At 65.3% G+C, this 18,576-nt stretch carries 15 protein-coding genes; 9 read left to right on the top strand and 6 right to left on the bottom strand.

Translation table 11 applies throughout. The annotated features are described in order from the left end of the window. Window positions 1-131: 131 nt before the first annotated feature. Window positions 132-2,246 carry a heavy metal translocating P-type ATPase gene (locus tag EB836_RS04535; RefSeq protein ID WP_135538014.1) on the bottom strand — a complete coding sequence of 705 codons (2,115 nt, stop codon included), beginning with the start codon at window positions 2,244-2,246 and terminating at the stop codon, window positions 132-134. Between the two features lie 144 nt (window positions 2,247-2,390). Between EB836_RS04535 and EB836_RS04530 the strand changes: the two genes are divergently transcribed. The 5 genes from EB836_RS04530 (at window position 2,391) to EB836_RS04510 (ending at window position 6,598) form a co-directional block, all read left to right on the top strand. Next, window positions 2,391-3,452: a 2,3-butanediol dehydrogenase gene (locus EB836_RS04530; protein WP_135538389.1), complete on the top strand. Its 1,062-nt coding sequence runs from the start codon at window positions 2,391-2,393 to the stop codon at window positions 3,450-3,452. Window positions 3,453-3,807: 355 nt separating this feature from the next. Next, complete coding sequence (locus tag EB836_RS04525; RefSeq protein ID WP_135538012.1) at window positions 3,808-4,695, top strand: polysaccharide deacetylase; 888 nt, start codon at window positions 3,808-3,810, stop codon at window positions 4,693-4,695. A gap of 63 nt (window positions 4,696-4,758) precedes the next feature. Beyond that, window positions 4,759-5,538 carry an SDR family oxidoreductase gene (locus tag EB836_RS04520; RefSeq protein ID WP_135538010.1) on the top strand — a complete coding sequence of 260 codons (780 nt, stop codon included), beginning with the start codon at window positions 4,759-4,761 and terminating at the stop codon, window positions 5,536-5,538. 38 nt (window positions 5,539-5,576) lie between these two features. Continuing rightward, window positions 5,577-6,329 carry an SDR family oxidoreductase gene (locus EB836_RS04515; RefSeq protein WP_135538008.1) on the top strand — a complete coding sequence of 251 codons (753 nt, stop codon included), beginning with the start codon at window positions 5,577-5,579 and terminating at the stop codon, window positions 6,327-6,329. 29 nt (window positions 6,330-6,358) lie between these two features. After that, window positions 6,359-6,598, top strand: a complete 240-nt coding sequence (locus EB836_RS04510) for a hypothetical protein (protein ID WP_135538006.1) — start codon at window positions 6,359-6,361, stop codon at window positions 6,596-6,598. Between the two features lie 101 nt (window positions 6,599-6,699). Here the strand turns inward: EB836_RS04510 and EB836_RS04505 are convergent, their stop codons facing one another. Then, a complete protein-coding gene (locus EB836_RS04505; protein WP_167854352.1) occupies window positions 6,700-7,740 on the bottom strand; it encodes a LacI family DNA-binding transcriptional regulator in 1,041 nt (346 codons plus the stop codon). A 111-nt stretch (window positions 7,741-7,851) separates the two neighbouring features. Then, on the bottom strand, window positions 7,852-9,192 hold the full coding sequence (locus EB836_RS04500; RefSeq protein WP_135538002.1) for an amidase: 1,341 nt from the start codon (window positions 9,190-9,192) through the stop codon (window positions 7,852-7,854). Between the two features lie 388 nt (window positions 9,193-9,580). Between EB836_RS04500 and EB836_RS04495 the strand changes: the two genes are divergently transcribed. From EB836_RS04495 to EB836_RS04480, 4 genes are read left to right on the top strand one after another with little or no spacing between them, the layout of a single operon-like run. Continuing rightward, the gene (locus tag EB836_RS04495; protein ID WP_205683303.1) at window positions 9,581-11,044 is read left to right on the top strand and encodes an SLC13 family permease; all 1,464 of its coding nucleotides are present in this window, start codon (window positions 9,581-9,583) and stop codon (window positions 11,042-11,044) included. Continuing rightward, a complete protein-coding gene (locus tag EB836_RS04490; RefSeq protein ID WP_135538000.1) occupies window positions 11,041-12,474 on the top strand; it encodes a four-carbon acid sugar kinase family protein in 1,434 nt (477 codons plus the stop codon). The genes EB836_RS04495 and EB836_RS04490 overlap by 4 nt, the downstream gene beginning before the upstream one ends. A 45-nt stretch (window positions 12,475-12,519) precedes the next feature. Further along, complete coding sequence (pdxA, locus tag EB836_RS04485; protein WP_135537998.1) at window positions 12,520-13,566, top strand: 4-hydroxythreonine-4-phosphate dehydrogenase PdxA; 1,047 nt, start codon at window positions 12,520-12,522, stop codon at window positions 13,564-13,566. Between the two features lie 10 nt (window positions 13,567-13,576). Further along, window positions 13,577-14,302 (top strand): DeoR/GlpR family DNA-binding transcription regulator, encoded by a 726-nt coding sequence (locus EB836_RS04480; protein ID WP_135537997.1) that lies wholly within the window; start codon window positions 13,577-13,579, stop codon window positions 14,300-14,302. Window positions 14,303-14,395: 93 nt separating this feature from the next. On the opposite strand, the gene EB836_RS04475 is transcribed toward EB836_RS04480, so the two are convergent. From EB836_RS04475 to EB836_RS04465, 3 genes are all read right to left on the bottom strand, one after another. Next, a complete protein-coding gene (locus tag EB836_RS04475; protein ID WP_135537995.1) occupies window positions 14,396-15,640 on the bottom strand; it encodes an MFS transporter in 1,245 nt (414 codons plus the stop codon). A gap of 10 nt (window positions 15,641-15,650) precedes the next feature. Beyond that, entirely contained in the window at window positions 15,651-17,264 is a 1,614-nt protein-coding gene (locus EB836_RS04470; RefSeq protein WP_135537993.1) for a BCCT family transporter, read from the bottom strand. Window positions 17,265-17,422: 158 nt separating this feature from the next. After that, the gene (locus EB836_RS04465) at window positions 17,423-18,403 is read right to left on the bottom strand and encodes an NADP-dependent oxidoreductase (protein ID WP_205683302.1); all 981 of its coding nucleotides are present in this window, start codon (window positions 18,401-18,403) and stop codon (window positions 17,423-17,425) included. Window positions 18,404-18,576 lie beyond the last annotated feature (173 nt).

Here is an 18,576-nt window from a genome sequence, read left to right as displayed (position 1 = left end):
CACCAGCCTATCGGTGCAGCCCCTGCCCGAGTGCGGCACCCCCAAAGCCGAACGCCTCCGCGAGGAAGCCGGCTGGCTTTCGGTTGAGCCCGATTCCTCCGGGTGCCTCTCCCCTCACGCGCGAATCAGCGTCACGAGGACACGTGCTCGACCGCGGATTCGGGACGCAGGTCGAGCCGGCGCAGAAGCTGAGCGTTGAGCGCCACGACGATCGTCGAAATCGACATGAGGATGGCACCGACGCTCATCGGCAGGACGAAGCCGATCGGCGCCAGGATGCCTGCTGCCAGCGGAACCGACAGCAGGTTGTAACCGGCCGCCCACCACAGGTTCTGCTTCATCTTGCGGTAGGTTGCCCGGGAGAGTTCAACGATCGAGAGCACGGAGCGCGGGTCGTCGGACGCGAGGATGACTCCAGCCGAGCCGATCGCCACATCGGTGCCGGCGCCGATGGCGATGCCGACGTCGGCCTGCGCCAGTGCAGGCGCATCATTGACCCCGTCGCCGACCATCGCCACCTGCCGACCCTCGTCCTGCAACTCAACAACCTTGGCAGCCTTGTCTGCGGGATGGACGCCGGCGTAGACGCGATCGATGCCGAGATCGGCAGCCACGGACTTCGCGACCGCCTCGGCGTCACCGGTGATCATCACGACCTGAGCACCGATGGCGTGGAGGGCCACAACAGCGTCGCGTGACTCCGGACGAATCTCATCGGCCAGCCGCAGCGCGCCGATGACCGCGCCGTCGACCAGCACGTGAAGGATGATGGCGCCTTCGGACCGCCACTGGTCGGCGATCTGCGCCTCTGCAGCATCGTGTTCGGCCAGCAGCCTCGGCCCGCCGACCTCGACGGTCCGACCATCGACGACAGCCCTGACACCGACTGCGGGAGACGAGGAGAATTCGGCTGCGGACGGAACGTCGAGGCCCTGTTCGTCCGCGGCCCGGACGAGAGCCCGCGCCAGCGGGTGCTCACTGTCGGCCTCTGCCGCGGCAGCCAGACGGAGCACTTCGGCTTCTGTTCGTGCCGAATGAGCGCCCGGCACCACCTCGACGCCGGTGACCGTCGGTTCACCCTTTGTCAGGGTTCCGGTCTTGTCGAACAGGACGGAGTCGACGGTGCGCATCGTCTCCAGCGCCAGCCGGTCCTTGACCAGCACCCCGGCACGAGCAGCCCGCTCGGTGGCGATGGACACGACCAGCGGGATCGCCAGGCCGAGGGCATGCGGGCAGGCGATGACGAGGACGGTGATCGTCCGGACGACCGCGGAGTCCGGCATGCCGATGAGCGACCAGACGACGGCCGTGACCACGGCCGATCCGAGAGCGAACCAGAACAGCCAGGCCGAGGCCCTGTCGGCGATGCGCTGGGCCCGGGACGAGGAATTCTGGGCATCGGCGACGAGTTTGCGGATTCCGGCGAGCGCGGTGTCCTCTCCGATCGCCGTGATCTCGAGCCGCAGCCCCGAGTCCGTGGCCACGGTCCCGGCGACGACGGCATCGCCTTCGCCACGGCGCACAGTCGCCGACTCTCCGGTGACCATGGATTCGTCCATGCTCGCCGACCCTTCGAGGATGCGACCATCCGCCGGCACGGACGACCCCGGACGGACGAGGACGACGTCACCGACCACAAGGTCATCGGGCGACACCACCACCGCCTCGCCGTCTTCGATCTTCTCCGCCTCATCCGGCAGCAGCGCCGCCAGACTGTCCAGCGCCGAGGTGGTCTGCGCAAGCGATCGCATCTCCATCCAGTGCCCGGCAAGCATGATCACGATGAGCAGCGCCAGCTCCCACCAGAAGTCGAGCTGCGGGTCGAGGAGACCGAGGGACGATCCCCATGATGAGACGAAGGCGACCGTGATCGCCAAGGCGATGAGCAGCATCATCCCCGGGCTGCGTCCCTTGATCTCGGAGACGCCTCCGGTCAGGAAGGGCTTGCCGCCCCAGACGTACATGACCGTGCCGAGGATCGGCGCGAGCCACGACAACGCTCCGACCAACCCGGCATCGGGGACTTCGTAGCCGACCAGATGGCCGAACATCGGGCTGAATGCGACGACGGGAACGGCGATGACGAGCATCATCCAGAACAGTCGTCGGAATTGCGCGACATGATCATCGTGGCCGGCGTGGCCGGCATGATCCGCGTGGCCGGCTCCATCTGCGGCACCCTCATGTCCGCCGAAACCGCCGTGTTCCTCGTGATCCGAATGCCGATGAGTGCGATGCTTGTCCATACCCTCAACATATACCCCCATAGGGTATTGTTCAACGGTGATTCACCCCACCACGCAATCTCGTGCAACCCTGGCTCTCCGGCGGCTTCCGGGCCTATCGTTCGAAGACACCCGCTGCCGCGGCACCACTCGAAGGGAAACATGATGAGAGCAGCACGGTTCTACGACCGCAAAGACATCCGCATCGAAGACATTCCGGAACCGGATCTCCTGCCGGGCACCGTCGCCATCGACGTCGCCTGGTGCGGAATCTGCGGAACGGACCTCCACGAATACCTCGAAGGTCCGATCTTCGTCCCACCGGCAGGCCACCCTCACCCGATCTCCGGAGAATCTGCACCGGTGACGATGGGGCATGAGTTCTCCGGGACGATCACCGACCTCGGCGAGGGCATCACCGACCTCAAGGTCGGACAGACGGTGGTCGTCGAGCCCTACATCATCGCCGACGACGTCGACACGAGCATCGGTGAGAGCTACCAGCTGTCCAAGGACATGAACTTCATCGGCCTCGGCGGGCGCGGAGGCGGCCTTGCCGAGAAGATCGTCGTGCAGCGTCGCTGGGTGCATCCGATCGGAGACATCCCCCTCGACCAGGCGGCGCTCATCGAACCGCTCTCCGTCGCCCACCATGCCTATGCCCGCTCTGAAGCGCAGTCCGGTCAGGTCGCCATCGTCGGTGGCGCGGGGCCCATCGGTCTGCTCACGGCTGCGGTGCTCAAGGCCGAAGGCCTGACCGTCTACATCTCCGAGCTCTCCGAAGCCAGGAAGAAGATGGCCTTGACCACCGGCGTCGCCGACGAGGTCTTCGATCCTCGCGACGGTGACGTCGCGGAGGCCGTCCGGGAACGCACCGACGGCAAGGGCGCCGACGTCGGCTTCGAGTGCTCTTCGGTCCCGGTGGTTCTCGACATGCTCCTCGACGCAGTCCGACCGGGCGGGGTCATCGTCAATGTCTCGATCTGGGGCCACAAACCAGAAGTGGACATGCCGAAGCTCGTCCTCAAAGAGATCGACCTGCGCGGAACGATCGGCTACTCCGGCGATCACCCGTCGACGATCGAGTTGGCGGGCAGCGGCAAGATCGATCTCTCGGCATTCATCACCGCTCGCATCGGCCTCGACGAACTCATCACCGGTGGATTCGACGAACTCATCGACAACAACGAACAGCACGTGAAGATCATCGTCGATCCGCGAGCCTGACCACCCGGGCACCAGCACGAACAGGTCCTCCCGCCGCTCTCCCCACACCGCAGCGTGTCGGAGCAGAGCGACGGGAGGACCTCCTCCTTTCGTCGGGGACGTGGATCCGCAGCCACCCTCTCGACTCCCCTCGGCCACACTCGCCCAGCCAACCGCGACCGCGCGAAGGAGTGTTGCGGGCCACATTCGTCTGCGCTACAGTCGCACTATCGGTTTTACAATCGATTGCAACAATGAATGCAGAAGATGCGAGGCTGCGGCAAAATGCACGGCGACTGAGACCGATCCTCCCGACCCCGGTTCGCTGACCATCGACCGCTGCGAAACCACATATCAATGGAGAAATGGAGTCCACATGTCAAAGAAGATCTTCGTGTCCGTAGGAATCGACGTCGACGCCGTTGGAGGCTGGCTGGGCTCATACGGCGGAGAGGACTCCCCCGGCGACATCTCCCGCGGCATGTTCGCCGGCGAGGTCGCCGTCCCCCGACTGCTCGAGCTCATCCGCCGCCGGAACATGCCGGCGACCTGGTTCTGGCCCGGTCACTCCATCGAAACCTTCCCTGAGCAGTTCGACAAGGTCGTCGAGGCCGGACACGAGATCGGCGTCCACGGGTATTCGCACGAAAACCCCCTGGCCATGACGCGCAAGCAGGAAGAGGAGATCCTCGATTACTGCACGGACCTCATCACCAAACGGTCCGGCACGAAACCCGTCGGCTACGTCGCACCATGGTGGGAGTTCTCCACGGTCACCAACGAGCTCCTCGCCGAGCGCGGATTCCTCTACGACCACTCCCTTATGCACGATGACCACACCCCCTACTACGTTCGCGTCGGCGACCAGTGGACCAAGATCGACTACGACGCCGAGTCAGCACACGAGTGGATGAAGCCCTTGGTCCGCGGCACGGAGACGGATCTCATCGAGATCCCTGCCTCCTGGTACCTCGATGACCTGCCGCCCATGATGTTCATCAAATCTTCCTTCACCTCGCACGGCTTCGTCTCACCACGCGACATCGAGGATCTGTGGCGCGACCAGTTCGACTGGGTCTACCGCGAAATGGATTACGCCGTCTTCCCCATCACCATCCATCCCGATGTCTCGGGCCGTCCGCAGAACCTCCTCATGCTCGAGCGCCTGTTCGATCACATGGCCGCGCACGAAGGCGTCGAATTCGCCTATATGAAGGACGTCGCAGCCGACTTCGCTCAGCGCTCACCTCGGAAGAAGGGCTGAAGCGGCCCCGGTCGGTGAGCGGTGCGTCTGATGAACCATTCACCCACACAAGGAGAGGAACCAATGAGTAACGATGACGGACTGGCCGGCAAGGTCGCTGTGATCAGCGGCGGTGCGAGCGGAATCGGACAGGCACTTGCTGTGGCCTACGCCCGTGCCGGAGCCCACAGCGTGGTCAACTACTTCCCCGGAGACGATCACGACGTGCAGCAGACGATCACCGCCGTCGAAGCCGAAGGCGCCAGGTGCATCGCGCTGCCCGCCGATGTGCGCAGCACCGAAGAGTGCGAAGCCATGGCACAGGCCGCCATCGACGAGTTCGGGCGACTCGACATCGCGGTGGCTGCCGCCGGAATCCTCCGCCGCAACGCCCTCGACGATATGACTGACGACTCATGGGGCGAGATGCTCGATGTCGACCTCAACGGCGTCTTACGCGTCTTCCAGGCAGCAGCGGCGAAGATGAGCAAGGGCGGAGCGATGGTCGCCACCTCTTCGATCGCCGGCGGAGTCTACGGCTGGGAAGAGCACGCACACTATGCGGCTGCCAAGTCCGGCGTCCTCGGTCTGTGCCGGTCTCTTGCCGTCGAGCTGGCACCGCAGGGCATCCGCGTGAATGCGGTCATTCCTGGGCTCATCGAGAGTCCCCAGTCACTGGACGGGGCGAATTCTCTGGGCAAGGAAGGACTCGAGGCCGCGGGCTCCATCATCCCCTGGGGCCGAGTCGGCACCACAGACGAATGCGCCCGCACCATCCGGTTCCTCACCAGCGATGACAGCGCGTATGTCACGGGCCAGGAACTCATCGTCGACGGTGGGCTGACCATTCGCTGGCCCAGCTGAGACACCGCCCTGAGACACACCTTCTGGAAGAGGAACACATGACACAGGAACAGCTGAAGTCCAAGGTCGCGCTCATCACCGGAGGCGCCAGCGGAATCGGAGCCGCGATCGCCCAGATCTTCGTCGAGCAGGGAGCCGCGGTCGCCGTCCTCGACATCAACAGCGAGGCGGCAGAAGCCTCTGCCGCGTCGCTGTCGAACAGCGGAACCGCCATCGCTGTCACCGCAGATGTCACGGACGCCGAATCGATGCAATCCGCGGTCGATCGCGTGGCGCAGCGCCTCGGCGGGCTCGACATCGTGGTCTCGGCGGCGGGGACACTCGACGAGACTCCGCTGGCCGAAATGAGCGTCGAAACGTTCGAGAGGACGATCGACATCGACCTCAAGGGAGTCTTCCTCGCCGCCCGCTTCGCACTGCCGCACCTCCAGCGCCGAGGCGGCGGCAGGATCATCAACGTCGCTTCGCAGCTGGGGATCAAGGGTGGAACCGGACTGACCCACTATGTCGCGGCAAAGGCCGGCGTCATCGGCATGACCAAAGCGATGGCCCTCGAGCTGGCTCCTGAGAACATCCTCGTCAACTCGATCGCTCCCGGCCCGATCCACACGCCTTTGGTCGACGGCCTCAGCGATGAGTGGAAGCGCGAAAAACAGGCCGAGCTGCCGATCGGTCGCTTCGGTACTGCGGAGGAAGTGGCTCCGACAGCACTCCTTCTGGCGTCCTCTCCCGGGGGCGATCTCTACACCGGGCAGACGCTGGGACCCAACAGCGGAGATGTGATGCCCTGATGTGCGGTGCCTGCAATTCGTCACGGGCAGTGTCGGAGGCCACGGCCCACATCAATGAGAAGGGCGTGAAGTATCGGCTGTTGGGGCAGCTGCGCTCTGCCTTGCCTCCCGGTCAGACACTTGTGACCATGCAGGACCGGTGGGCGCTGCGCGGCCGGAACGGCTCGCATCTCGTCTTCGACGACATCGACGAGCTGCTCGCCCATGTCCGCAGCCGATTCGGCATCGACATCAGCGGTTGGAAGCACGGCCGCGTCGAACGCACCTGACCTCCCGAGCACATCGCCCGCGCCACATGATCCGAGTTCTCTGTGCGAACCGAGCACGCCCTGCTGCCCGGTCGTTCCTTGCGACCGGGCAGCCCGTGCGTTCACGGCTGGTTCGCGAGCGGAACAGATGACTCCCTCACCACCAGCTCCACGGGCAGCTGCACCGACTCCGGATCGCCCCCGCCGATGATCCTCAGCAGTGAGGAGGCTGCCAGATGTCCCAGCTCGCGGGTGGGGCTGACGATCGTCGAGAGCGCGATCGGAGTGGCCTTGGCCAACGAGATGTCATTGAAGCCCACGACGAATACATCGCTTCCCGGAGTCAGACCGGAGCGCGAGAATTCGCCCAGAGCGCCGATCCCTGCCGTGTCGTTGACGACGAAGGCGCCGAAGGGTGCGTCGCATTCTGCGATCATCTCCCGAGCCGCCAGGATTCCGTCCTCGGCGTAGATCCCGCCGTTGAGGTGGAACCCGTCGATCGGGGTCCGACCCTGTTCTCTGACCGTTCGGATGAATCCCTCGGACCGATTGACGAGGTTCTCGGCGTAGTCCATCGCCCTGTACACCACGAGGGGACCATCGGTGAGTTCCATGAGATGTTCGGCGGCCAGGACTCCCCCGTGGAAGTCATCGCAGGTCACTGACCGGTGCCCTTCAAGGGGACGGTTGAAGAGCAGATACGGGATACCGGCCTTCTCGACCTTGGACAGCACTTGGGACCCGACCATCGCATCACCGAAGAGGATCCCGTCGACCCCGCGCTGAATCGCGACGTCGAGTTTGGCCAGCTGAACCTCCGGATCATCCCCCGTCGAGAGCACAATGCACTGGTACCCCTGCCCCTGCAGCTCTTCCTCGATCCCCTCGTACATGAGGGCGAGGACTTCATCGCGCAGACGTGGGACGAAGACGGCGATGAGCCTGGTCGTGTTCGTCCGCAGCGACGAAGCGGTGAGATTGGGCGAATAGCCCAGCTCGTCGGCGATCTCCCAGATGCGCCTGCCCTTCTGGGTTCGGATAGAATCCCGTTCCCGGCCCAGCGTGCGCGAGACCGTCGACACGTCGGCATCGGCGGCAGCGGCGATATCCGCCATGGTGATGCGGCTGGCTCGCCTACCCTCGGAACCGCGTGGACTCTGCATCTTCCCATCGTACAAACATCGGCGCCTGTTCTCCTCGCTGCACACGTGCATTGCTCCTGCTGAGGCGACTTCCTCCACCGCCGAGGTGGTGGTTTTCGCCCCAGCGGCTGCTCAGTCCGCGCAGCGCAGGTCGCCGACGGCCTCGGCAAGAGCGAGAAGCTGACCTTCATTTCCGGATCTGGAAATCAGCTGCACGCCCACGGGCAGCGGTCGCCCCGCGCCCCATACAGGGATGTTCACGGCAGGCAGGCCGAGCACGCTGAAGGGAATGGTGTGATGCAGTGCCACTTCACGCACCGTCGATCGTCCTGCGGCGAAATCGGCGCGAGCGCCGACCGGCGGAGCCGCCACCGGCGTCGTTGCGCACAGAAGAATGTCCGCACCGCCGAAGACCCCGTCGGAGTGCTCGCGCATGGTGGTCAGTTCTTCAAGGGCATTGACATACTGCCACCCGGGGATCTTACGTGCGCTTTCGAGCCGGCCGCGGACTTCCGGTTGGAACAGCTCGGGATGGTCGGCCATGTTCTCGCTGTGCACAGCAGCGGCTTCGGCGCCTTGGACGAGATCGTAGAGCTCGATGGTTCGTGCAGTCTCAGGCAGTTCTCTCCTCGTCATCCGGTGTCCCATCTCGGCAAGCCTGGAGCGGACGGTCACGATCGCCTCGGCGACCTCGGGCTGCAGATGTGACCACTGACCACCTTCGAGTTCGGCGATCGTCAGCCGGGCCGAAGCCGCTGGAACTTCGGTCATCTCTCCGGTGAGCGCCGTCCACAGATCACTCAGCCCTTCCGCGCTTCCGGCCATCGGGCTGACCGTGTCGAGGCTCTTCGAAAGCGGGAAGACGCCTACCGAACTCAGCGAGTTCGAGGTCGGTCGCAGACCATAGACTCCGCAGAAGGCGGCCGGCGTGCGCCCGGAACCTCCGGTGTCCGTTCCCAACGCCAGATCGACAGAACCTTCGCCCAGCAGCGCCGCCGACCCTGCGCTGGATCCGCCCGCCATCCGAGTGTCATCGTGCGGATTGAGAACAGGTCCGCTGTTCGTCACATCTCCGGTGGGACCGTAGGCGAACTCGTGCGTGGTCGTCTTGACTCCGACGATCGCCCCGGATCGGCGCAGCTCGGCTACGACCTCGGCGTCCCCGGATTTCGGCTCCCCTGCACACAGATCCGAGCCGCACCGAGTGGCGATTCCGGCGACGTCGATCATGTCCTTGATGGCCACGATGCGTCCCGCCAGCGGCGAGCCTCGGCGGGCAGCCGATTCGATCAGCGTCTCATCGACCCGGCTCGCGTCCACGTCGACGATCGCATTGAGGCCGCGCGCTCGGGAATCCGGATCCCGCAGGGAATCGAGTGTCCTTCGGGATGCGGCGAGTCGGTCCGCCCAATCCGGCAGCTCATATGCCGATGTCTCACTTGTCGACGGTTCGTCCTCTGCGCTCTGGTCCATCGGGCGGCTCCCCTCCGCAGCGGTTCTCGGCCTCCTCTTTCCGGCGGCTCGTCCTTGAGTCCTTCTATTAGACATGATGAGAACGCTATAGCGTCAGTCACATTTTTGCAATCGATTGCATTGCAAGCGTCGGCACTCCGCGGTCGGACGCAGCGCCTGCCACCGGCCGCGCTTCGAAACGAAAAGCCGCCGAAGTACATTGCATAAATGTTCATGTATGCGCAATACTTGCTCATACTGCTCAACTTGGCATCCGATGATCTGGTTCGGCAGGCGAACGTCGGCACCATATCGACGCTCAGACTCTCGGACAGCGGGAACGCTGCGAGAGTCACCCCGGATCGACCCCGGCCCTGGAACGGGACCGGCCTCACCGCGGAGGACACACATGGACCTGCAACTCATCCTGGCACTCGTCGCCGGCATCGTGACGATCGTCGTCATCGTCCTGGCCACCCGACTCGATGCCTTCATCGCCCTACTCGTCGCATCGATCGTCACCGGCATCGTCGCCGGCCAGGATCTGCTCTCACTCGTCGACGCCATCACCACCGGCTTCGGCAACACCCTCGCCAGCATCGGCATCGTCATCGGCCTCGGTGTGGGAATCGGCAAGATCCTCGAGGTCTCCGGCGCCGCCGACTCCCTCGCACGAGCATTCCTCCGCGCCTTCGGCAAGGGACGGGAACCCTGGGCCATGGGCACTGTGGGCTCCCTCGTGTCGATTCCGGTCTTCTGCGACTCCGGCTACGTCATCATGAACCCGCTGGCCCGGTCGATCGCCCGAGTCAAGAGGGGCGGGTACATCACCCTCGCACTGGCGCTGGGCTGCGGAATGACGCTGACGCACCATATGGTGCCGCCGACGCCGGGGCCGCTTGCGGCGACGGGCATCCTCGGTGCCGATATCGGTGCCGTCATCCTCACCGGACTGATCTTCACCGTCGTCCTCCTGCCCGTCGTCGTCATCTACGCCCGCTGGATCGGGCCGAAGCTCGAACCCTTCCTCAACTCCCAGGTCAGGCACGATGTCTACGGACGCGTCGCAGCAGCAGGATCGGCCGGGCCGCACCCGACCGGTGGCAGCGGAGTCGACACCGTCACCGGAGACGATCCCGAGACCACCCCCACCGATGAGACCGCTGCGACTTCGCAGAAGAAGCCCGGAGCCTTCCTCGGGTTCCTCCCTCTCATCGTGCCGCTGCTGCTCATCGTCGCCAACACCGTGTCGACAGCGATCGACAAGAATGCCCAGGGAGAACTCTCCGGAGACGCCTACGAACCCTCAGCGTGGGTCGCACCCCTGGCCTTCCTCGGCAACCCCGTCGTCGCCCTCATCATCGGGCTCGTCCTCGCCGTGTACACGCTGCTGCCCCGGGTGACACCGAAGAACGATGTGCAGAACTGGCTCGCCGAAGGCGCCGCCTCAGCCGGCCTCATCCTGCTCATCACCGGTGCCGGCGGCAGCTTCGGCATGGTGCTCACCGAATCCGGTGTCGGCGACGCCCTGGCCGAGGCGATCGCGTCGATCAGCCTGCCGGCGCTCCTCGTGCCGTTCCTCATCGCCTCGCTCGTCCGAGTGGCGCAGGGCTCGGGCACGGTCGCCATGATCACCGCCGCCTCTGTGTCCGCCCCTCTCGTCGCCCCTCTGGGACTCAGTCCCCTGGTGGCGGTGATGGCGTGCACCGCCGGTTCGATGGTCTTCTCCTACTTCAACGACTCATACTTCTGGGTCGTGACCCGCTTTTCAGGTCTCGACGGAATCAACGCCATCAAGGGCTGGTCGGGCATCACCACCGCCGTCTGGGCAGGTTCCATTCCGCTCCTCTTCGTGCTCGATCTGGTCGTATGAATCAGCAGAACGGGAACAGCGGCCCCGGCCACGCCCAGTCGGGCTCCCGGATCCTCATCATCGCCGACGACCTCACCGGAGGAAACGCCTGCGGTGCGCTCTTCGCCGAGGCGGGTCTGCGCACGATGACCATCACGGGCACCGGCCGGGCCGTCTCCATCACTGCGGCTCTGGATGAGTACGATGCCATCGTCGTCAACGCCAACAGCCGGCATCTGCCGCCGGCCGAAGCGCAGGCGATCACCGAGGAGATCATCCGCGCCGCCGGTGAGGTCGACATTCTCTCGTGTCGAATCGACACGACTCTGCGCGGCAATGTCGGCACCACCGCCGAGGCGGCCCTGCGCACACAATCGGACCTGCAGACCGCACGTCGGTCGCTCGAACCCGAGGCGACGAGCACCGGTGGTCGGGCTGCCGATCGTGTCGTCGGCATGTGCATTCCGGCCTTCCCCTCCTCGGGACGCGTCACCGTCGGCGGCCGGCAGCTCATGCATGGTCGGCTGCTCGAAGACACGGAGCTGCGCCACGACGTCCGCTCCCCCGTGACGACCTCGCTTGTCGCCGACGTCCTCGCGACCGGAACCGACCTCGAATGCCGCACAATCGACCTGTCGACCGTGCTCTCCGGCCGGATAGCGATCCGCTCCGCGCTCCTTGGCGCAATCGCTGCCGGAACCGAGGTGATCATCGTCGATGCTCTCACCACCGAGCACGTCGATCTCATCGGGGACGTCGTCGCCGAACTCACGCGCGAGATCGCGAACAGTCCGGCCGAAGCGACGGCAGGCAGCGCACGGGCGGCGGCCGGGCTGAATGCCGGCGAAGGGCTCCGGTGGGTCGCCATCGACCCGGGTCCGGGCACCCTGGCCCTGGCGCAAGCGCTCCTGCCCGACCGCACCGGCAGCATCCTCTTCGGCGTCTCGGGGTCGGCCACCGAAGTCACCCGCAACCAGCTGGCCGAACTCTCCGAAGACCCTTCCGTCACCGTCATGCGAGCAGTCCTCGACTCCGAGGGTCTGCCCGACGTCGAGGCCACCTGTGCCGCCGTCGGCTCCGTCACCTCGGCGCGTGCGATCATCGTCGCCACCGTCGTCGATGCCACGGACCTGCGCGAACTCAGCGACGAGCAGTCTGAGCTCATTCCGCTGCGGCTGGCCCGCATCGCCTCTGAGGTCATCGACTCGCACGCCGTTGCCGGCCTGTACACCACGGGCGGAGACGTCACCGCTGCGGTGCTGAGCGAACTCGGCGCTGTCGGGATGGAGATCGATGCGGAGATCATCCCCCTGGCCGTCGGCGGGCGCATCGCCGGTGGCTCAGCCGCGGGGCTGCCGATCGTGACGAAGGGCGGGCTCATCGGCGACTCCTCGACTGCCGCGATGTGTCTTGACCACCTGAGCACCGTATCCCGAACCACGCGTCCCTGACCATTGATATCCCGATCCGTCCACAACAACACTGAGGAGTACGACATGACCCCACCAGCACTCGCCGTCACGGTAGGCGACCCGGTCGGAATCGGACCGGAGATCACCGCCCAGGTCCTCGCCGAATTCGCCGGCCGCGACGATCAGCATGGAATCGCCGTCGCCGATCTGTCGGTGATGAAGCGCGCCGTCGAGGTGCTCGGCCTCGATGTGGAGCTGCGCGCCATCTCCGACTGGTCCACTCCATCCGCCGGAGAAGGAGTCATCGACGTCTTCGACATCGGAGTCCTCGGCGATGACCTGCCCGATTGGGGCGTCGTCGATGCCCGTGCCGGTCGGGCCGCGGTCACCGCCATCGAGCTCGCGACCGAAGCGGCGATGGCCCAGCAGATCGCCGGCATCGTCACCGGCCCCATCAACAAGGAGGCCGTGTGGGAGTCCGGGTCGAAGCACCTCGGGCACACGGAGATGCTCGGCGAGCTCACGGGAGTGACGAAGCAGGACACGATGTTCGTCGTCGAGAACACGAAGGTTCCCGACCACAAGCTGCAGATCTTCTTCGCCACCCGTCACATGTCGCTGCGCAAGGCCCTCGACGCGCTTACCGTCGACACCCAGGTCGATTCGATCGAACGCGCCCACCGGGCCCTCCAGCTCTACGGAGTCCCTTCGCCGAGGCTGGCCGTCGCCGCTCTCAACCCGCACGGTGGTGAGAACGGGGCCTTCGGGGATGAAGAGATCGAGATCCTGCGCCCCGCCGTCGAGAAGGTCAACAGCGCCGGAGCCTTCGAAGTCGCCGGACCGGTTCCTGCCGATTCCGTCTTCCACCAAGGACTGACCGGACGGTACGACGGCATCCTCTCCCAATACCACGATCAGGGCCATATCGCGTCGAAGACCTGGGACTTCGACGGGACGATCTCGGTCACCGTGGGGCTGCCGATCCTGCGCACCTCGGTCGATCACGGCACTGCCTTCGACATCGCCGGGCAGGGGCTCGCCGATGCGGGAACCATGCGCTCGGCCTACCGGGCTGCCATCGGCTACGCGCCCTTCGTCGACGGCATCCGAGCGGAGTACCTGCCGAGCTGAGGAGTGCATCATGGCGATTCGCACAGGCACGCAGAAGAGGCGCGAGGAGATCCTCGCTCTGCTCAAGACCGGCTCGTGGACGATCTCCCGTCTGGCGCGAGAGCTCGACACCTCTGAGTCGACGATCCGCAGGGACCTGCGCGACATGGACGACGCCGGGGATGTCATCCGCACCATCGGCGGTGCCACCGCCGCCGGTTACGTCGAGCCACCGCTGGGCCAGCGCATGGAGCTCCAGGCCGAGGCCAAAGACGCGATCGCCACATGGGCTCTGGCCCGGTTGAGCGATCCGAGTGTGCGCACCATCTTCCTCGACGCCGGGTCGACCACGGTGCGTCTGGCCGAGCGCATCCGCAGTCGGGGCGATCTCACCGTGGTCACCCGCGGTTTGGAGATCGCTCTGGCGCTGGCCGTGCCGATGGGCCCGAAGGTGATCATGGTCGGCGGCGAGGTCTCGACCAAGTCGCATGGAACGACGGGGGCGCTGAGCGATCATGCCCTCGGCAGGATCCACGTCGATATCGCCTTCCTCGGCGCTGATGCCGTCGATCCTGCCAAGGGGCTCGGCGAACCCACGCTCGACGAAGCTCATACCAAAGAGCTCATCGCCGAACACGCCCGCAGCGTCATCGTGCTTGCCGACAGCTCCAAGGCCGACCGCGATGTGCCGGCCTGGGCACCCATGCCCGAAGGCTGGGTCTGGATCGATGAGGACGGACCGCGCACTGTGCCATGACGGCTGTCAGCCGAGCTCGAACGCGGTGCCACCCAAAAGGAATGGTGCGGCTGAGCTCCTCGGCGGCAGTCGAGAGGCAGCCGCGCAGCCGCGTCAACCTGTGAAGGACATGGTCAGTCGCCGCGAATTGAGGAAGAAAGCACCAAGACCGGCGCCGATGAGCGAAGCACCGATCGTGACGACCCAGGACAGGTGCCAGCCCCCGGCCGCCGCGGCGATCGAGGTGAGCACGACCGGTCCGATGAAGTTCGCCGCGTTGTAGACCTGGATCATCAGCCCCATCACCGCAGAGGCGGATCCGTCTGCCGGCGCCGCATCCACGGCGATCCGGGTGACGGTCGCCGGGATCAGCGCGGCGACTCCGGAGAACACCACGGCCGCCGCCAGCTGGATCCAGACTCCCCCGGACACAGCTGACCAGTCCGGAGCGAAGATGACCACAGTGGTGATGACCATGCTGGTCATACCCGTCATCACCATCGCGCGAGGTCTCACGCCGCGATTGAGCATCTGTCCGGCGATCACATTGCCCACACCATTCACTCCGCCGACGACGGCCGTGGCCAGGCCGACGACGAGGCCGCTGTGCCCACCGACGATGTCCGGCAGGAATCCGATGATCGCACCCCACTGCAGCGTGTAGCAGGCGAAGATCAGGGACATGATCCACGGCATCAGCGTCTTCAGGGTGTGTCCGATCTTCGACAGCGCCGGCCCGAGATCAACCGAATGCGTCGAATCGCCGGGCACCGTCCGCAGACTGATGGGGATCATCGCCGCGGTGAGCACCCCCATGACCATCCACCAGAACTGCCAGTTCACCCAGCCCATGCCATCGAGGAGAACTGTGGAGACGAGCACGGCGAGGAACACGGCGATGCCCTGGAACGCCGACCACCATCCCATCGCCACCGAGGCCCGGTCCTGACTCGTGTTCTGACGGATCAGTGGTGGTGCGACGAGGGTGACGAGCAGGAATCCGATGCCTTCGAAGCCGCGAGTGGTCATCAGCTGCCAGGTCTGCTGCGAGAGGGCACCGACGAGTGAGCCGAGCGAGAGCATGGACAGCCCCACGAGCATCGTCGTGCGCAGACCGATGCGTTCGGAGAGGATGGAGCCGCTCAGTCCCAAGACCATCGCTCCGACCTGGACGATCCCCAGCAAGGTCCCGGATTGGACCAGGCTCATCCCGAGATCCTGGCGGATGAAAGTCAACGCGCCGGGCAGCTTCCACACATGCATCGCCGCGACGACGCCGCATGCCACGATCGCGATCCAGGTCCGGTCGTTGCCGGGCACTGGCGAAACGGCATCGGTCCGGTGAGGAAGAGTGGGCATGGGGAATACCCTACTCGGCTCGGTTCTGCTCCTTGGCGTGGTCCTGCTCTTTGGCCATCTGCCTGACATAGATCGGCGCGGCGAGCAGCGACGGCAGCATGACGAAGGCCACCGGGACGGCCGTGATGACGATCGCCGACTGCAGGGCGTCGACCCCGCCGTCGCCGAGGCTGATGAGCACTGCGGCGGTGATGCCGATGAGCAGCGCCCAGGTCGCCCGCAGCTTCGGAGACGGCTCACCAGTCCGCATGCACGACTGCGACATGGCAAACGACATGGAGTCCGTGGTCGTCGCCACGAACGTCATCGTCAGAAGGAGGAATCCGAGGCTGATGAGCAACGACAGCGGCAGGTTGTCGCTGATGGCCATCACTGCGGCGGGCAGTCCTCCGTCCGTCAACGGTCCGGAGATCGACCCGGCGGACTGCTGCTCGAGGAAGATGCCGGTTCCTCCGAGGACTGTGAACCAGAAGGTCGTCGCGATCGGAGGCAGAACAGTGGTGCTGATGAGCAGGTCCCTCACGGTGCGCCCCTTGGAGATGCGGGCGACGAAGATCGACATCAGCGGCGCATAGCCGAGGAACCAGCCGAAGAAGAACACCGTCCAGCCCGAAAGCCACTCGGTGTCACCGCGATAGAGCGTCATGCTGAAGAAGTCGGTCATGTACAGAGCGAAACCGCCGAAGAAGCTCTTGATGACGAACCAGGCCGAGCCGAGCACAAGGACTGCGGCCATGAGACCCAGAGCCATCCAGACGTTGGCGCTTGACAGGAATCTGATTCCTCGGCTGACACCGGAAAAGACGCTGACCCCGGCAACGGCCGTGAGCACAGCGATGACGACCAGCTGCACCGGGTAGATATCGGGAATGCCGAACAGGGAGTTCAGTCCGTAGGAGACCTGCAGGCCGAGGAAGCCCACGGGACCGATCGTTCCGGCAGCCACGGAGATGATGCAGACGACGTCGACGACGGCGGCGATGGGTCCGGTGGCGGCACGCTTGCCGAGGACGGGGTAGAGCAGGCTGCGCGGGCGCAGCGGCATGCCCTTCTCTGCGGCACGCATCATCACGATCGTTCCCAGTGAGCCGAGGATCGCCCAGGCGAGGAACCCCCAGTCGATGAAGCTCGTGGCCAGTGCGGCGGCCACGGCGTCGAAACCGCTGCTGCCGCTGTCGGTGAAGTACGGCGGGGTCGTCGCGTAATGGTACATCGGTTCGGCCGCCGCCCAGAAGACTCCTCCGGCAGCGAGCAGGGTCGTCATGATCATGGCGATCCAGCTGAAGCGATTGAAATCCGGCCGTTCCTGACTGCCCAGCCTCGCCTTGGCCCAGGGGGTGAAGATGAGGACGAGAGCGATGAGGAATGTCGCCAGCAGAAGGAACTGCCAGTACATGCCGAAGATGTCCGCGCACGCAGCGAATGCGGTGCCGACCCACGATGACATCTGCTCGGGGAGGATGAGTGCGAAGACGACGAAGAGCCCGATGATGCCGACGCTGGCGCCAGCCACGGGAAGGTCGATGCGTCCGCGCGTCCTCACCTCGGGAGCCGCACCGTCCTCGACCGCGGCCGGCGGCGTCTCCTGCTCGACTGATCGCGGCTCTGCTTCGGTCCTGTCCATGTCTCTGCTGCCTTTCGGGCTCCACCGAACCGCTGTTCGAGGTGGGGCCGCACGTTGCCATCGATCGTTCTGCCGGGATTCGCAGCGGCCCAGTCTAGGGCCTGCGTTTCGCATTCGGGCAACGAAGGCGCCGTGATGTGTCCCTCACTCCGGCGTTTTCAGACGACTGTCAGGACGAGCTTGCCTGCCGTGCGATTGGTCTGCAGCTCCTCGTGCGCCCTGGCCGCTTCTTCCAAGGGGAACGTGCCGGCGATCGAGGCACGCAGCTGACCGGTTTCAACGAGATCGGCGATCGCCGTCATTCCTGCATGGTCGGCTTCGACGAGGATGTTCTCGATGCGCATTTCCTGCGCTGCGGCCTGCTCGGACATGCCCTCCAACGGGATCGGAATGGTCGAGACGAGGATTCCGCCTCTTCTCATCGTCTGCAGCGAACGCGGCTGGTACTCCCCACCGATCGTGTCGAGGACGATATCGATGTCCTGCGCTGCCTCGGCGAAGTCGACCTCGTGATAGTCGATCACCTCATCCGCGCCCAGATCACGGACGAAGCCGTGCTTCGGTGCGCTCGCAGTTCCGATCACATAGGCGCCCCGGGCCTTCGCGATCTGCACAGCCAGATGGCCGACTCCTCCCGCAGCGGCATGGATGAGGACTCGGTCGCCTTCTGCCATCTCGGCGGTGTCGACGAGAGCCTGCCACGCAGTCAGAGCCGCAAGGGGGATCGCCCCGGCCTGCACATGGTCGATGCCCTCCGGCTTCGGGACGAAGGCACGGGTCGGGGCGAGGACGAATTCGGCATGGGCCCCCACACCGAAGGGATACGGCAGCATGCCGAAGACTTCGTCGCCGGGCTTGAACAGGGTGACTCCGATGCCCACGGCCTCGACGACACCGGAGACGTCCCAGCCGAGGACGAACGGCGGTGCTGGGAGGAAGGCACGGTGGCCTCGGTGCTTCCAGTCCGTGGGGTTCATACCAGCGGCGTGGACGCGGACGAGGATCTGGGATGGGCCCGGCTTCGGGACGGGCAGCTCGACCTCATGGAGGACTTCGGGGCCTCCGAGCTCGTCCTGGCTGATGGCCCGCATCGTGGCCCTGTCAGAGATGACTGATGTATCCGCGTTCGTTTCCGTCATGGCCCCATCTTCCCGCGTCTTTCGGGCGAGCGCCAGGGGGCGTCGACCGGTTCGAAATCGCTGCGCGGGCGAAGGTTCCGTCCGAGCGCCGGGGAGATCCGATGTCGATGCGAAGCACCAAAGCGCGAACACTACTCCGTACTTCGCTCAGCACGAAGTCAGCCATGAAAGAG

This window comes from Brevibacterium sp. S111 (assembly GCF_004745075.1).
Lineage (GTDB): Bacteria > Actinomycetota > Actinomycetes > Actinomycetales > Brevibacteriaceae > Brevibacterium.
The sequence above is the reverse complement of the archived record's forward strand: the minus strand, read 5'-3'. Positions and strand labels throughout refer to the sequence as shown.

Excerpts from the sequence above, each read along its gene's own strand:
- EB836_RS04470 (WP_135537993.1), bottom strand. The coding sequence starts at position 17,264 with ATGGACAGGACCGAAGCAGAGCCGCGATCAGTCGAGCAGGAGACGCCG.
- EB836_RS04475 (WP_135537995.1), bottom strand. The coding sequence starts at position 15,640 with ATGCCCACTCTTCCTCACCGGACCGATGCCGTTTCGCCAGTGCCCGGC.
- EB836_RS04530 (WP_135538389.1), top strand. The coding sequence starts at position 2,391 with ATGAGAGCAGCACGGTTCTACGACCGCAAAGACATCCGCATCGAAGAC.
- EB836_RS04490 (WP_135538000.1), top strand. The coding sequence starts at position 11,041 with ATGAATCAGCAGAACGGGAACAGCGGCCCCGGCCACGCCCAGTCGGGC.
- EB836_RS04520 (WP_135538010.1), top strand. The coding sequence starts at position 4,759 with ATGAGTAACGATGACGGACTGGCCGGCAAGGTCGCTGTGATCAGCGGC.
- EB836_RS04505 (WP_167854352.1), bottom strand. The coding sequence starts at position 7,740 with ATGCAGAGTCCACGCGGTTCCGAGGGTAGGCGAGCCAGCCGCATCACC.
- EB836_RS04525 (WP_135538012.1), top strand. The coding sequence starts at position 3,808 with ATGTCAAAGAAGATCTTCGTGTCCGTAGGAATCGACGTCGACGCCGTT.
- EB836_RS04480 (WP_135537997.1), top strand. The coding sequence starts at position 13,577 with ATGGCGATTCGCACAGGCACGCAGAAGAGGCGCGAGGAGATCCTCGCT.
- EB836_RS04495 (WP_205683303.1), top strand. The coding sequence starts at position 9,581 with ATGGACCTGCAACTCATCCTGGCACTCGTCGCCGGCATCGTGACGATC.
- EB836_RS04465 (WP_205683302.1), bottom strand. The coding sequence starts at position 18,403 with ATGACGGAAACGAACGCGGATACATCAGTCATCTCTGACAGGGCCACG.
- pdxA (WP_135537998.1), top strand. The coding sequence starts at position 12,520 with ATGACCCCACCAGCACTCGCCGTCACGGTAGGCGACCCGGTCGGAATC.
- EB836_RS04500 (WP_135538002.1), bottom strand. The coding sequence starts at position 9,192 with ATGGACCAGAGCGCAGAGGACGAACCGTCGACAAGTGAGACATCGGCA.
- EB836_RS04515 (WP_135538008.1), top strand. The coding sequence starts at position 5,577 with ATGACACAGGAACAGCTGAAGTCCAAGGTCGCGCTCATCACCGGAGGC.
- EB836_RS04535 (WP_135538014.1), bottom strand. The coding sequence starts at position 2,246 with ATGGACAAGCATCGCACTCATCGGCATTCGGATCACGAGGAACACGGC.